12 protein-coding genes and 4 pseudogenes are annotated in these 14802 nt (G+C 53.7%); 9 read left to right on the plus strand and 7 right to left on the minus strand.

Going from position 1 to position 14802, the window contains the following annotated elements; all coding sequences use genetic code 11:
* The first annotated feature begins 214 nt into the window (after positions 1 to 214).
* Entirely contained in the window at positions 215 to 502 is a 288-nt protein-coding gene (locus tag OA238_RS06690) for a co-chaperone GroES (protein ID WP_015494602.1), read from the plus strand.
* Between the two features lie 44 nt (positions 503 to 546).
* A complete protein-coding gene (gene groL, locus OA238_RS06695; protein WP_015494603.1) occupies positions 547 to 2181 on the plus strand; it encodes a chaperonin GroEL in 1635 nt (544 codons plus the stop codon).
* A 382-nt stretch (positions 2182 to 2563) separates the two neighbouring features.
* Here the strand turns inward: groL and OA238_RS35430 are convergent.
* From OA238_RS35430 to OA238_RS06705, 3 genes and pseudogenes are all read right to left on the minus strand, one after another.
* Positions 2564 to 2725, minus strand: a pseudogene (locus OA238_RS35430) (IS110 family transposase); the annotation flags it as partial.
* Between the two features lie 56 nt (positions 2726 to 2781).
* Positions 2782 to 3681 carry an IS3 family transposase gene (locus tag OA238_RS06700; protein ID WP_015494604.1) on the minus strand — a complete coding sequence of 300 codons (900 nt, stop codon included), beginning with the start codon at positions 3679 to 3681 and terminating at the stop codon, positions 2782 to 2784.
* On the minus strand, positions 3678 to 3974 hold the full coding sequence (locus OA238_RS06705; RefSeq protein WP_044036426.1) for a transposase: 297 nt from the start codon (positions 3972 to 3974) through the stop codon (positions 3678 to 3680). Before OA238_RS06705 ends, OA238_RS06700 begins: the two co-directional genes overlap by 4 nt.
* Before the next feature lie 3 nt (positions 3975 to 3977).
* On the opposite strand from OA238_RS06705, the gene OA238_RS06710 reads away from it, so the two are divergent.
* The 6 genes and pseudogenes from OA238_RS06710 (at position 3978) to OA238_RS06730 (ending at position 8935) form a co-directional block, all read left to right on the plus strand.
* A complete protein-coding gene (locus tag OA238_RS06710; RefSeq protein ID WP_245581522.1) occupies positions 3978 to 5072 on the plus strand; it encodes a tyrosine-type recombinase/integrase in 1095 nt (364 codons plus the stop codon).
* Positions 5069 to 5644, plus strand: a complete 576-nt coding sequence (locus OA238_RS06715) for a hypothetical protein (RefSeq protein WP_044036427.1) — start codon at positions 5069 to 5071, stop codon at positions 5642 to 5644. Before OA238_RS06710 ends, OA238_RS06715 begins: the two co-directional genes overlap by 4 nt.
* Positions 5645 to 5715: 71 nt before the next feature.
* Positions 5716 to 6813, plus strand: a pseudogene (locus OA238_RS06720) (ISAs1 family transposase).
* A gap of 222 nt (positions 6814 to 7035) precedes the next feature.
* Positions 7036 to 7242 carry a helix-turn-helix domain-containing protein gene (locus OA238_RS34680; protein ID WP_144055850.1) on the plus strand — a complete coding sequence of 69 codons (207 nt, stop codon included), beginning with the start codon at positions 7036 to 7038 and terminating at the stop codon, positions 7240 to 7242.
* Positions 7242 to 7745 (plus strand): hypothetical protein, encoded by a 504-nt coding sequence (locus OA238_RS29840; protein ID WP_083906660.1) that lies wholly within the window; start codon positions 7242 to 7244, stop codon positions 7743 to 7745. Before OA238_RS34680 ends, OA238_RS29840 begins: the two co-directional genes overlap by 1 nt.
* Positions 7742 to 8935, plus strand: coding sequence for an AAA family ATPase (locus OA238_RS06730; protein ID WP_015494606.1), 1194 nt, complete (start codon positions 7742 to 7744; stop codon positions 8933 to 8935). Before OA238_RS29840 ends, OA238_RS06730 begins: the two co-directional genes overlap by 4 nt.
* Before the next feature lie 903 nt (positions 8936 to 9838).
* Here OA238_RS06730 and OA238_RS33575 read toward each other — a convergent pair.
* The 4 genes and pseudogenes from OA238_RS33575 to OA238_RS06750 all read right to left on the minus strand — a co-directional run.
* Positions 9839 to 10099 (minus strand): annotated as a pseudogene (locus tag OA238_RS33575) (transposase); the annotation flags it as partial.
* Positions 10009 to 10905, minus strand: coding sequence for an IS110 family transposase (locus tag OA238_RS06735; RefSeq protein WP_338042822.1), 897 nt, complete (start codon positions 10903 to 10905; stop codon positions 10009 to 10011). The pseudogene OA238_RS33575 and the gene OA238_RS06735, both read right to left, overlap by 91 nt.
* 397 nt (positions 10906 to 11302) lie before the next feature.
* Positions 11303 to 12432 (minus strand): annotated as a pseudogene (locus tag OA238_RS31510) (IS3 family transposase); the annotation flags it as partial.
* Between the two features lie 103 nt (positions 12433 to 12535).
* Complete coding sequence (locus OA238_RS06750) at positions 12536 to 13372, minus strand: helix-turn-helix transcriptional regulator (protein ID WP_015494609.1); 837 nt, start codon at positions 13370 to 13372, stop codon at positions 12536 to 12538.
* A 157-nt stretch (positions 13373 to 13529) separates the two neighbouring features.
* Between OA238_RS06750 and OA238_RS06755 the strand changes: the two genes are divergently transcribed.
* On the plus strand, positions 13530 to 14798 hold the full coding sequence (locus tag OA238_RS06755) for a cysteine desulfurase-like protein (RefSeq protein WP_015494610.1): 1269 nt from the start codon (positions 13530 to 13532) through the stop codon (positions 14796 to 14798).
* The last annotated feature ends 4 nt before the right edge of the window (positions 14799 to 14802 follow it).

Below are 14802 nucleotides of genomic sequence, written 5' to 3' on the forward strand. Positions count from 1 at the left end.
GATAGCGGAGATGAAGGTAAAGTAAGACTGTCAGATTGGACATTGGGGCGCGCAATTTTCTAATAAGTCGCCAAGAAGAAATAAAATTCGGCGACCCATTGTAACCGCATTTCGATGTACCCAATTCTCATACATCGGCACTCAGGTGTGGCGAGTGCCAATTAGTCTCTAAGTATGCCACCCATTCCCGGAAATCTTCAGAAGGAACATTTCCATGTCGTTTACCCCCCTACATGACCGTGTCTTGGTTCGCCGCATCGACGGTGACGAAAAGACTGCAGGCGGCCTTATCATCCCCGACAACGCAAAAGAAAAACCTCAAGAAGGTGAAGTTATTTCCGTCGGTGCTGGCGCAAAAGACGACGCAGGCGCACGCATCGCTATGGACGTCAAAGCTGGCGATAAAATTCTGTTCGGAAAGTGGTCCGGTACTGAAATTAAGATCGACGGCGAAGAACTGATGATTATGAAGGAGAGCGACATTCTTGGCATCATGGCCTGAACCTCGCACCTATTATCCCATATTTTTAGCTTAGGAATACCGACATGTCTGCAAAAGACGTCAAATTCAGCACGGACTCCCGTGACCGCATGCTTAGGGGCATCAACACTCTTGCCAACGCCGTAAAGGTTACACTCGGTCCCAAAGGCCGCAATGTGGTCATCGACAAGTCCTATGGCGCGCCGCGTATCACCAAGGATGGTGTCACGGTCGCCAAAGCAATCGAGCTCTCAGACCCGTTTGAGAATATGGGCGCACAGCTGGTCAAGGATGTCGCATCGCGCACCAATGATGAGGCCGGTGACGGCACGACTACCGCGACAGTTCTGGCACAAGCCATCGTCAAAGAAGGAATGAAAGCGGTCGCCGCCGGGATGAACCCGATGGACCTAAAGCGCGGTATAGACAAGGCTGTGGCTGCAGTTGTGGCCGAGGTTAAAGCAATGTCTCGCCCTGTGGGCGATACGGCTGAGATCGCGAAAGTTGGCACTATCTCTGCCAATGGCGAAGCAGCAATCGGTAAACAAATTGCGGACGCGATGGCGAAGGTCGGCAACGAAGGCGTCATCACGGTTGAAGAGAACAAGGGCCTAGAGACAGAGACCGAAGTGGTCGAGGGCATGCAGTTCGATCGCGGCTACCTCAGCCCATACTTCGTCACAGATCCCGCCAAGATGACAGCGGACTTGGAAGATTGTGTCATTCTGCTTCATGAGAAAAAGCTGTCATCTCTAGCACCAATGGTTCCCTTGCTTGAAGCGGTCATGAAGGCGGACAAACAGCTTTTGGTTATCGCGGAGGATATCGACGGCGAAGCACTTGCTACGCTGGTCGTGAACAAGTTACGCGGTGGCCTGAAGGTGGCTGGCGTCAAAGCCCCCGGTTTTGGTGATCGCCGTAAAGCGATGCTCCAAGACCTTGCTATCCTCACTGGCGGACAGGTGATTTCCGAAGAACTGGGCATCAAACTAGAGAATGTCACGATGGACATGCTTGGCGACGCTAAGAAGATCACGATCACCAAAGACACGACAACCGTGATCGATGGGTCCGGTGACAAGGCGGCAATCGCTGCACGCGTTACTCAGATCCGCGCGCAAATTGAAGATACCACCTCTGATTACGACAAGGAAAAGCTGCAAGAACGGCTTGCAAAGCTCGCAGGCGGCGTTGCGGTGATCAAAGTTGGCGGTGCCACTGAGATCGAAGTGAAAGAGCGCAAAGATCGCGTCGATGACGCCTTGAACGCAACCCGTGCTGCTGTTGAAGAGGGCGTTGTACCAGGTGGCGGTGTCGCATTGGTGCATGCAGGTAAGGTTCTGGAAGATCTCAAAGGGGATAACGCGGATCAGGTGGCCGGTATCGCCATAATTCGCAAGGCACTTCATGCACCCCTGCGCCAGATCGCAGAAAATGCCGGCGTCGATGGATCGGTTGTTGCCGGAAAGATCGTTGAGAACAGGAGTAAGACGTTTGGCTATGATGCGCAGTCAGAGGAATACGGCGATATGTTGAAGGCCGGTGTCATCGACCCGACCAAAGTCGTTCGGATTGCACTTGAATATGCCGCATCGGTTGCGGGATTGCTGATTACCACTGAGGCGATGATAGCTGACAAACCGTCCAAGGCTGGTGGCAGCAGCATGTCTGACATGGGCGGAATGGGCGGCATGATGTAGACGACCGCCGTCACGGCCTGCAGATGGAAGTTTGCAGGCCAGACCCATGCGTCGCCGATAAAAGATAAGAGATTTACATTTTTGATGTAAATTTTCACAGTTAAAAAGTTGGATTGACGGTCGACTAAGAGCCGAGTTTCTGGTCGTCGACCTTCGACCTTCGACCTTCGACCTTCGACCTTCGACCTTCGACTTTCAGCCAATCAGTTTAATTATTCTGGATCCGGCCATTGGTGCGCCCGCAGCGAAAGCTCACTTTGTTCTGTGTGGATGGCTCCTGCTTAGCAAGACATTTCTGATGCGATTTATTTTTGTCAGATGCGGTCTTATGTTCCCGCTGCCCGGCAGTGGTTTGTTTGCAAACCATGAGTATCCGTATTGGTCAAGCTGGATATTCGCCCCATTTTCGCTGATCCCGTAGAAGGGCATTTGCGGTGACAATCAGCTTTCGCATAACTGCTGTGATCGCCAGCTTCTTGCATTTCCCAGTCGATATCAGATGTTCGTATTTTGCCTTCATGTCTGGATTGAAGCGTGTTGCAACGGGTCTGTCAGATCATTGAACTTCGTCCCGTTTTCCGGACAGTTTGCTTATTGACCCTACGCTGCCATTTTCCAAGTCATATCTTCGAAAGCCTGTTTTGGCGTTTTGTAGCCGACGCCTGAATGACGGCGCTGGCGGTTGTAGAAGACCTCAATGTATTCGAAGATGGCGGCCTTGGCCTCAGCGTGTGTTCTAAAGCGCCGCTGGTGAACCATCTCCTTTTTCAATGAAGCAAAGAAGCTTTCCATCGGCGCATTGTCGAGGCATTGGCCCTTGCGGCTCATGGATTGAGTGAGTTTCGCCTTTTTGATCAGCTTGCGATAGTCCCCGCCAGCATATTGGCCGCCCCTATCGGAGTGGTGTATCAATCCCGGAACCGGGCCTCTGCGTCCCAGAGCCATCTCGAGGGCGGCGCAGCAAAGCTCCGCACGCATGTGATCCTCCATCGCCCAACCGACGATCTCACGCGTGGCTATGTCCTTCACGCCAGCCAGATAAAGCCAGCCTTCGTCCGTGTCGATATAGGTGATATCCGCCAGCCAAACGGCATTAGGCGTCTGGCTGTGGAATTTCTGTTCCAACAAGTTTGGGGATGGCTTCAGCTTATGATTGCTGTCCGTTGTGATTGGCTTTCTACGCTTGCGAAGAAGCGGGGACACCTTGTGTTCCTTCATTATTCTCGCAACACGGCGCTCGGAGACGACCTCACTATCCGCCAGTAAGTCTTGGTAAATACGCTTTGATCCATAACATTTCTTACTGGCCTTGAAGAAGGTTTTTATCTTGGGAAGCAACGCCTGATCCCGAGCGTCGCGATTAGCTTGACGCTGATCACGTGCAGGCTGACTGGCTGGGAACCCGTAGAACCAGCCCCGGGATATCTCTAGAAGACGGCATAATATTGAAACCGCGTATTGAGCTTTATGGGCGGTGACGAAAGCACGCTTGTTCGTCATGGTTTCACCGCCCGCGCCGCGAAAAAAGCGGATGCTTTGTGCAAAATCTCCACTTCCTCAGCAAGCCGCTTGTTGTCTTTGCGAAGGCGGAGCAATTCAGCCGCATCCGCCTGCTGACGCCGTTTGGCTTCAACTGAGCCAAACGCCTCAATTTCCAAGCGCCACGTCTTCAGCTGCGTCCCAGTGATCCCAAGCTCCTTGGCAACGCTGCCTTGCGTCGCACCAGGCTCATATAACCGCTCAACTGCAGCTGCCTTATACTCGTCTGTATAATTGCGTCGATGTTGTCCCATTTGGTGCCCCTTTCACGGACTGGGGTAAAGTACCCCAATGTCCGGCAACAGGGACGAAGTTCAATTGACCCTTTAGAGGAAAAAAAGACGCGCAGGATTGAGCCAACAGTCGCAGACCTTGCATCAGATTGGCTTGATGTTCACGCGAGCGGCCTAAAGAGCGAGCAAGCCATTCGTTCGCTGATCGGTGGCGATCTTGTCAAAGCCATTGGAAGGATGAAAGTGACGGACGTGCGCAGGCGCGATGTGATTGAGGCGGTAGAAGCTAAAGCAACGACCGCACCGCGTCAGGCCGCTCTGATGCTGTCTTATGCGCGTATGCTGCTAGACTACGCCACCGACCGTGACATAGTCCGAGCTAACCCTGTTGCAGGATTGAAGCCGGCTTCAATTAAGGTGGCGGGCAAGCGTGATCCGCTTAAACCCGTCGTACGCTTACGAGTGTTGGATGCTGAGGAAATTAAAAGCATGTGGGTGAACGTCGAATCCTGCGGGTTACATTTGCTGACGGGCCTTGCGCTCAAATTGGTTTTGGTGACGGGCCAGCGACCCGGTGAAGTTGCGGGGATGCATGAGAACGAAATAAGTGGGCGGCTGTGGACTATTCCGGCAAGTCGCAGGGGCAAAACAAGCACTACACAGACAGTATATCTGACTGACACTGCCTTAAATATCATCACTGTTGCAAAGGCTGAACTTGAACGCCTGCAGGGCCGCAGGAAGGGCGCACTGAGTGGCTATATATTCGAGGCCAAAGGAGGCTCATCAATTACCAATTCGGCCTTGCCACGGGGCGTTCAGCGCTCCCATGAAGCTTTGGGGGTAAAGGATAATGAAACCTGGGGACATTGGACGCCGCATGACTTGCGCCGCACCATGCGTACTGGACTTTCAGCATGTAAGATTGCCCCTCACATTGCCGAATTGACCATCGGCCACACCAAGCGTGGAATTGTTGCGACATACGATCAGCACACTTTTGATAGTGAGCGCCGAGATGCGATGATGGCTTGGGAGTTGCGGTTGATGACAATCGTCGCGGGGAATAACCCTGATGCAATAGTGGACAACGTTTTAAAGCTGGAGGCGAAGGCATGACTGATCAGTTGCCTCAAGAAAGCCAGACTGCCAAAGACTTGCTGATAGAGCACTTCCCTGAAGTTGAATGGACAGAAGGCCAGTTGGATTTCTATTGTAATTTTTTGTCCCCAAGCTGGTTGACCGCTGGTAGTTTGGTGGAGGCTGTCGAGGCGAAGGTGGTGAACAAGCGGCTTGATAATATCGAACGCTTGGCGGATAATCTTTGGACTGAATATCACAAGCTTCCCCTCCAAGTGCGCGCGAAACGCTTAGGTGACGAAGAGCACGACCTTTGGCGACGACTTATGAAAGTGACATACGACATCACGGGTAAAACCCCTTTCGTAGTTCACGGTGCGGGGCAAGAAATAGTTGCCCGCGCCATGCCTCGAAAGATGGGTGCATTACGGAGGATGCGGGAGAGAGCTTCTAATTTTTTTCCCATGCATCACAACCAACGTCAGTGTGAGTTTTCTAGTAAGGTACACCTAGTGACTCACTGCCGTGAGTTGTGGCTAGATCTCAAAGGTGAAGATGCGCCTGTCGCACCGTCGGCAGCAGGGGAATCGCGTTTGGAACTGAGTGAGTAAAGGATTGCTCTTGCAGGTGATGGCGGGATGGATTCTGGATGGGTGGTTGTTCTCATCGGGTGCTCATCGCCATGCATATTTTTCTATCCGCCTTCGACGAAGTTCCTGATCCGCGCGCCAGTAACGTGCGCCACGACCTTGGTGAACTGCTCGTTATCGCCTTCGTGTCGGTCTTATGTGGATCGACCTCCTGCGCCGAGATGGCCGCATTTGGCCGTGCAAAAGAGAGCTTTTTCAGGAACTTCCTGAAACTCAAGCATGCCATTCCATCGCATGATACCTTCTCGGAGGTCTTCCGGATCATCGACCCGAAGGCACTCGATGCGGCCTTCAGTAAGGTACTTGCCGATGTGACCAAGCTCCTCAAAGACGGTGATATCATCGCGATTGACGGCAAAGCGTTACGGGGTGCGCGCGACCCGGGCGAAAGCGCACGGACCCGCATGATGGTCTCAGCCTATGCCTCGCGGCTGCGCCTGACGTTGGCGACAGTACCTGCCGACTGAGGCACAGAACTCAGCGCGGCCATAGAGGCGCTTGGGTTGATCGATCTGCGGGGCAAGGTGGTCACCGGTGATGCATTACATTGCAACCGCCGCACGGTTGCCGCAATCAACGCAGGCGGCGGTGATTGGTGCCTCGCCCTCAAGGGTAACCAGGAATCCCTGTTGTCTGACGCCCGTGGATGTTTCAGCAAGGGGCACAAAAGCGATCCAACAGCCGTTACGGAAAATACCGGCCATGGAAGAAAAGAAACCCGTAAGGCGGTTGTGGTATCGGCTAAGGCATTGGCAGAATACCACGAATTCCCTGGCCTCAAGGGGTTCGGTCGCATCGAGGCGACCAGAGAGACGGGCGGAAAGGTGACCTCAGAGACCCGCTACTTCGCGCTGTCTTGGGTTCCCACACCTGAGGTGCTGTTGGCCGCTGTCCGCGACCATTGGGCCATCGAAAATGCCCTTCATTGGCAGTTGGATGTGTCTTTCCGCGAGGACGCCGCACGCAATCGGAAAGACAACGGTCCCGGCAACATCGCCGTTCTACGTCGCCGCGCACTCGACGTCCTCCGGCGTGACACATCCAAGGGCTCTCTCTCCATAAAAATCAAACGTGCAGGCTGGGACACCACCTTCTTACGCAGCATTCTCAGTGACTTGGCAACAACATGAGCCAAACGCGATTGCCCTGCCGTCGGCAGGAGCACCTTTCTATAACTTTGTTGGTGACGTAATTATGCAAGCTGGAAAAGAATGGTCTGTCGACGTCACCTTAAGAAAACATCGGATGTTCACTACAAACGAGTAAGCCAAATAAATCGTATTTACCTGAAAGTGAGATGTTCTAGACAATCACCGACTTTGACTCATGTTATTAACGCATGAGGCGACACAATGGACTTTCAAAACGACTTAATACGCGAACCTGAATATGCGCGCCTGACCGGCCGCAATGTTAGAACCGTTCAACGCGAACGGGCAAGACGCATTGGCCCCGCTTTTATCCGTATTGGCCGTAAGGTTTTTTACCGCAAAGCCGCAATAGAAGCTTGGTTACTTGCTCAAGAGCAAGCTCAGCCAAGGTCAGTGAGGGGGCGGTAATGCATCAGGCAAAACAAACCACTATTTCAGCCAGAACTACAACTGGGGTTGATTATGCAAAAGCGGCTAGCTTTAGTAGGCAAGAAAATCTGGAAAGCAGTTGCAATGTAGTTGCAGGACTTATTGATAGCTTACTAGCCTCCGCCCGCTGCCGCCACGAAAGACGCGTCACCACAGTCATGGTGCCGGCCAATTTGGGGCTCGATGATGCGCTCTCAATATGCACAATATACTTAGACCAGCATTGCGCAGGTGACCCGCATTATGACTCCTTTGGAAACATTCGGAAATCTGCGGATTGGTGGGCAGATCTTGCGAACATCGTTGAGTTTCAATGCTACTTTGCGGCAGCAATGAAATATTTTAAAGATCAGATCTCGAGGGTCAAGGCACGAAAGTGCACATTCACTGCCCTTTGGTTTGCTTTAACTAATGAAGATCGACAGGCATCTTTGACCCGCGTTGACGCCAAAGGTAACTTTTATCGTAAAGGTGGCTCATGATGGATGATTTTCATGACTGGCCACCAATGCCGCCGGTTGAGACTTACCTGGAAGGCAAATTAAATGTGTCGACACAGTTGCAGTTTCCTACACCTTTTGTTTGGCAAGATCCGGCAACATTGCCGCGACGTCCGTGGCTCTATGGGCGTCACCTGTTGCGTCGCCAAGTCTCTGTCACTGTCGCACCGGGTGGTGTTGGTAAGTCTTCACTGACGATCTGTGAAGGGCTGGCGATGGCATCGGGTCGCGATTTGATGGGCGAATGGATCGCTGATGATTTGTCTGTCTGGATATTCAACTTGGAAGACCCCCGCGACGAATTGCAACTGCGGATCACGGCGGCGATGCAACATCACAAGGTCGCGCCAGAGGAGATCGAAGGACGTTTATACGTGGACACTGGGCGTGAACGCGAACTTTGCACGGCTGTCGCTGGCCGTGATGGTACGAAGATCGTTAAGCCCGTAATGGATGCACTGGCCGAAGAAATCATCTCTCGCAATATCGACGTTCTGGTGATCGACCCCTTTGTGTCGTCACACCGCGCAGGCGAGAATGACAACAACGCAATTGATATGATTGCTAAGGAATGGGCGCGGCTGGCCGATAGGTGCAATTGCGCAATCGAGTTGGTTCACCATACGCGAAAAACCAATGGAGCTGAAGCGACAACGGAAGATGGGCGTGGCGGGTCTGCCCTGCTGGCTGCTGCACGTTCAGGCCGTGTCCTCAATAAAATGGCGGATAATATGAAGGAGGACGCCGGCATCCCTGCGTCGGACCTGCGCACATATTTCGCAGTTATCCGTGATAAGGCTAACTTAGCGCCGGTGGGCAAGCGACAATGGCGTCGCATGGAAACTTTTGAGATGGCCAATGGTGAAGACGTTGGTGTCTGTGAGGCCTGGGAATGGCCTGACACGTTTGACGGTATGACTTCCAAAGACCTGTTGGCTGTCCAGAACGCAATCGAAGGCAAGGCTGCACGGTTCTCTGAACAAGCTGGCGACCAATGGGTGGGCTGCATTGTGGCCGATGTGCTCGGCATAGATGTCATCAAAAATCGCAAGCGTATCAAGCGGATCATAGCAGGATGGTTGCAATCTGGGGCGTTTGTGAAGGGTGAGGCCTATGGCCCGCAACGCCGCAAGGTGCCGGTTCTGGAGGTGGGTGAATGGGCAACCGAATGATGTGCGTGACCACCTCAAGAATGGTGGTAGCGCAGGGTCGCGCAGACCATTGCAAATCAGGTGCGCCACTACCACCACCCCCTAAAGGGGGTGGGTGGTAGTGGTCGCGTTGCATGCCTTCATGGTGGGGTAGTGGCGCAAGCTGGTTTTGATAAAGTGTAAATCGCGCTTTCAAAAGCATAGGGGGGTGGGCGCAGGTTGTTGTTATGCGTTTGATCTGTTTAACTGGCCGCAGTTTCTGGGATGTGAATCTGTCAATATCTAATTGAGTGATAATCTGACCCCATCGATTATAAGGGAGGGGTGGGTCAAATCGCTCCAGACTCTTTATGGCGCAGACCCACTACACCCCCACGCGCAGATTTTATTTCCCGGTAAGAGTTAGTATTTGGTGCATGACGACAGTTACACCTTCGAGGATAAGGGTGTTGAGTAACTGTAACAATTATTGCTTTTAAACCGTTTATATTCAGTATCTTAAGGGCACTCTCTTAGAGCGTTTGTCGCGACGATGCTTTTTGGTCAAAGTTCAAATCGTTTTTCCCGAAACGTGTAATTATGGTTGGAAAAGCTGCTGTTCGGAGCTAATTAATAAGTGTTGTTTCCGGCCCTGAGCTGCCTTTCGCCACCTCTTTAATTTGCTGCAGTGCGGCCCGTCGAAGCCGCTCTCTGTCTGTGGTTAAGTCAAGGGTGTTAGGTTCTGTGTCTTCCGGGTCCGTGGTTCTCTACGAGGTCAGGGATTATCCTGCCTCCTGATGGCGTACGGGACTGATCTGCCAAAATGTCATTCACGAGGTTGGGATTTGCCCACCTCAGCCGCTTTTCTGGCTCGATCTGCCTCCGTCCCGGAGGACGTCGAACCTACCCCTTGTCTCTCGGGCAGGTATTCAAAATCTCAATCTCTCAGCTGGCGCCCCCCATTCCAGGCTCAAACACTTTTTCGTTTCGCCAGAGGCAATGTAGGAGGACAGCAATTTTCCGGGAGGCGGCCACAGCTGCTTTCTTGTGCCCTTTGCGCTCGGCTAACTTTGTTGCCCACTCTTTCAAACGAGAGGGCTTTCTCGTGCAACTGATCAATGTTGATGCGGCTGAGTATAATAACCGGCGCATATCACAATCACCGCATTTGGATATTTTACCCGACCAATCCACCTCGCCCGATTGATGGCGTTTTGGTGTGAGGCCAAGGAAAGCCCCAACATCGACCGATTTCCTGAACCGTTTTCATCGTCCAGTGTCGCGATATATGCCAACGCCACGATGGGACCAACTCCTGGTACGGTCATCAGTCGACGCGCCAGCTCACTTTCTCGCGCCATCATCCTTACTTGGTCGTCCAGCGCATCTCTGGCAATGCAGAGTGTCTTGTGCAGAGGGATGAATGTTTCTGACAACAGCGCAATCGCCGGATCCGTATCCGCCGCAGCTACGAGTTGATCTCGAAAGTCCCTTCGCAACTTCCCCGTTCCAACCGACGTCATGCAAACACCGAACACCTTGAGAACGCCACGTACATGACCTTCAAGATCCTTACGCATACGGATCAGCCGCTCGCGGGCACCAATGAGAACGCGCACGCGCTCCGATGCCTCGCTGCGGATATGGACCTGAGTGAACCAACCCGTTCGCGCCAACTGAGCCAGTCCTTCAGCATCGCCCTGATCGGATTTGTTAATGCGCCCCGACAACGCTTTGTGCGCGAGACGCGCATCGATGCAAATGATCGGCACACCACGTTTCTCTAACTCACGGGTCAACCAAATCGCCAGAATGCCGCTCTCATGAACAACCCGCTCTACGTCTGGCGCGTGCTTCGAGATAAAGTTCGAGATCAAATCTGGATCTGTTGAGATATCCGTGCGCGCCGCAACAACGCCCTTGTCATCCATAATACAAATCGACGTTTCTTTGACGGACACGTCCAATCCAACATAATATGCCATTGTCGTTCTCCTTTGTGGCTGCTTCATTGAGGCCAGTATACTGTACCTCGTTTACCCAGGAGAGCGGCATCCACAGACACACCATGTCATTCGTGCAGAGCGCAGCATTTTGTTGGCTGACCCAAACGCCGCCGCCGCGTGGCGTCACGCAGCCGGATAATATCTTGAGGCGATGATCAGGTTGCCTTAAGCCAGCAATTCAAGCGTTCGGAGGAACGATCTTCGCCAGCTTAATAAGCCCCTTTGGGATTAAGAGAACCTGTTCGGCGATCTTTTCTGACCCGTCAGAACGTGTGACCGTCTTTGTCTTATGCTCCATCAGGCCTTGTTAAGTGGTCCTGCTTTTTTTGGACAGTTTTGCGGCTTGGCTGAGATGCATCTGGTGTGAGTTCATGCCACTTTTCGTATCTCGGCGTGGCCAAAAGTATGCGATGTCCGGAGTGCGCTTATCAAGGGCAGTGTGAGGGCGCTCTGAGTTGCAGAACTCAATCCAGTCATCGATAATCCGTTTCGCTTGAAACTGTCTGTGATTTCATGCAGATAGACTGCCTTTTGTTTCAACAACGGCCACAGGCGTTCGATAAAGATGTTGTCCAGATAGCGGCCCCTGCCAACCATCGATATTTTGATGTCAGATTTGGTCAAAGTTGTGATCCAACTGGAGCCTGTATATTGGCTGACTTGGTCCGTATTCATTATCTCTGGCTTGCCATATCGGGCAATTGCCTCCTCCAACGCCTCAACACAAAAGCTTGCATCCAACGTATTGGAAAGCCGCCAGGTCAAAACTTTACGGGTCGCCCAATCCATGATTGTACCAGATACAGAAAGCCATTTTTGACTGGAATATAGGTGATGTCGCTGATCCAAACCTGATTGGTTCGGGTGATTGCCAGTTTTCTCAGCAGGTAAGGGTAAATGCGGTGCTGTGGGTGCTTCTTGCTGGTGTTCGGCCCCTTGTACAATCTCGTGCATGTAAACATGCACTGCCGGGCAGCGGATGGCCTGCACCCCATGATGTTCATCAGGCGACGAACACGGTGTCGTCCGGCCGAGAAGCCAGACTGAGGAAGGTAAGCAACAATCTGGCGACTTCCGAAAACTGGTATTTGGTGAACACCCTATCAATCTCATGCATCAGCTTAAGTGTCTCAGCATTCACCCCAACTGGTGTGTAATAGATCGACGAACGGCTGATCTTGAGCAGCCACACTGGCGCGTCAGGCTCAGTTTTGAGTTATCTTTGCGGATCATCTCGCGGCGTTTTAATGGGCTCACCGCTTCAGCCCTTGTGACAAAAAAACGTTCTCCACCGCCAGCTGACCAATCTTGGCGTGCATCTCCTTTATCTCACCGTCCGTATTCTCAGCCTTTTTTTACCGTTTCGGAAAAAACGCCTGCCATGCTTTTGATCGCCTGACGTTTCCATGTGCCCACCTGTGTAGGGTGGAGTTGGCGCTTGGCCGCAATCTCCTGAACCGTCTTGTCACCGCGCAGCGCTTCAAGCGCCACAGCAGCTTTAAACTGGTCTGAAAAGTTCCGTCGCTTTGTCATTCTCGTATCCATTCGTTCGTGCTGGATACATCTTAGCATGCTGTCCGAATTTGCCGGACCACTTCACGGCTGGCAGGGTGGCGCGGACCCAACGACCGAGCAGCTATTTCATATGCAGCAAAAACAGGCTGAACAGTTCCACCTGAGACGAGATTTGCAGCTTGGAATAGATGTTGCGCCGGTGCGTTTTGACCGTCGCCAACGAGATGCCAAGGTTCAGCGAAATCGACTGGCTGGAATGGCCGATCAGGATCAGCTGCGCCACCTCGCGTTCACGTGCGGTCAGGATATCACCGCCGAAATCATGAAATCGGTCCTCCTGGTTGGCAGGGCTGTCAGCCGCCTCCAGACTGGCAGGGTTGAGCGCGAATTGGCGGTGCAGCACCGCGTCCAGCATCGGATAAAGCTGTGTCATCATCGCGCGACAGGCCGTGGTCTGCGCGCTGCCCAGAGGCGTGAGAAAGCTGAAGTCAAGCGCGGTGCCATTCGGCAGGGCGATCAGCAAGATCACCTCGGCCATGTTCTTGGGCCAGCCGGGAGTGCGATAGCCGATCAGCTCGTTCTCTTCGATGTGAACGTCGATATCGGGCTGATCGATAGTGGCGCTGTCCTTGGGAAAGAAGTCCGAGATCATATAGACGCCCGAAGCTTGCCCCTGTTGATAGGCGCGGTAGGCGGGATTGATAACATGGGTGTAGGCTAGGTAATTCTGCAATCCGCGCGCATGGGCGGGGGGGTCGGGGTGATTGGCCAGCGCGGCAGGCCCCTGCGCCTTGCAGTAGAGAAAGATGTGAAACGACTGAAACTCAAAGCTGTCGGCCAGCACCCCGGCCAGATCGCGGGCAAAACTGTCTCGACCGATCAACGCAATCAGCGCGGCGATCTGTGCCGAGCTGGGCTGGTGGTCAAGCGGTGGTGCGAGTGGGGGCACAGGCTTCATGGAGCCATTAACACCGCCCCGCTTGCGCAGATCAAGGGCCGCGTGTGGCTTGAGCGCGCCTCTGCCTCATCCTTTAGGATGATATGTTTGCAGCAGCGTTGGTCGCATACTGATCCAAAGACGGCCCGCGACATTCGCGGCAAGGGGGATATTGACCATGGCTTTTCCGATTGACGACGTGCGCGCCATGTTCCCGTCGTTGGCGCAGACCGACGATGGCGCCGCGCGCTGTTATCTGGACAATCCGGCGGGCACGCAGGTGTCCAAACTGGTGATCGACGCGGTCAGCGACTATTTCATCCACCACAATTCCAACGCCGGCGGCGCCTTTGTGACCAGCCGCCAGACTGACCGCATCTGGGCTGGGGCGCATGACGACATGGCGCTTATGCTGGGCGCGGCATCGAGTTCTGAGGTGGTCATCGGCCAATCCATGACCAGCCTGACGTTCCATCTGTCGCGCTGCATTTGCCATGATTTCCAGCCCGGCGATCAGATCGTGATCACCCGAATGGAGCATGAGGGCAACGTTGGCCCGTGGCTGGAGATCGCCAAGGACAAGGGGCTGGAAATCCGCTGGGTCGATTTCAACCGCGAAACTTGGCAGGTCGAGCCCGAGGATCTGGCCGCGCAACTCAGCGATCGCACACGGCTGGTGGCGCTGAACTACGCCTCGAACATGACTGGGTCTATAAATGATATTGAGGCGTTAACGAAGGTTGCCAAGGACGCGGGCGCGTTGGTGTTCGTCGATGCGGTGCAATTGACGCCGCATCATCTGGTGGATGTGCAGGCACTGGGCTGTGACTTTCTGGCCTGTTCGTCGTATAAATTTTTTGGCCCGCACATGGGCATCGTCTGGGGCCGACATGATCTGCTGAACACGATCTACCCCTACAAGGGCCGCTGCGTGTCGAACGCCAGCCCCGACCGGCACGAAATGGGCACGCCGCAATATGAATTGCTGGCCGGGTTGTCCGCCACCGTGCGCTATTTTGAGTCGCTGGGGGGGATGTTGGGCGGCACCGGCAGCCGCCGCGATCTGATCGCGCAGGCCTACAGTGCCTCGCGCCAATATGAGGAACCGCTGACTGATACGCTGATCGCCGGGCTTCAGGATATTCCCGGCATCACCATTTACGGCATCACCAATCCCAACCGGATCGGCGAGCGGGTGCCGACCGTGTCGATCCGCCACGCGTCCGTCGCGCCCCAACTCATCGCCGAGGCGCTGGGGGCGGCGGGCATCCATGTCTGGCACGGGCATAATTATGCGTATGAGCCCGCGCGCGCGTTGGGCCTGCCGCTGGATGAGGGCGTCGTGCGAATTGGTATCGCGCATTACAATACACAAGCCGAAATCGAGCGCGCACTGCAAGAGATTCACAAGGCCGTTACAAAGACCGGATTAATTCGACACTGGTAAAATA

It is taken from the genome of Octadecabacter arcticus 238 (genome assembly GCF_000155735.2).
Lineage (GTDB): Bacteria > Pseudomonadota > Alphaproteobacteria > Rhodobacterales > Rhodobacteraceae > Octadecabacter > Octadecabacter arcticus.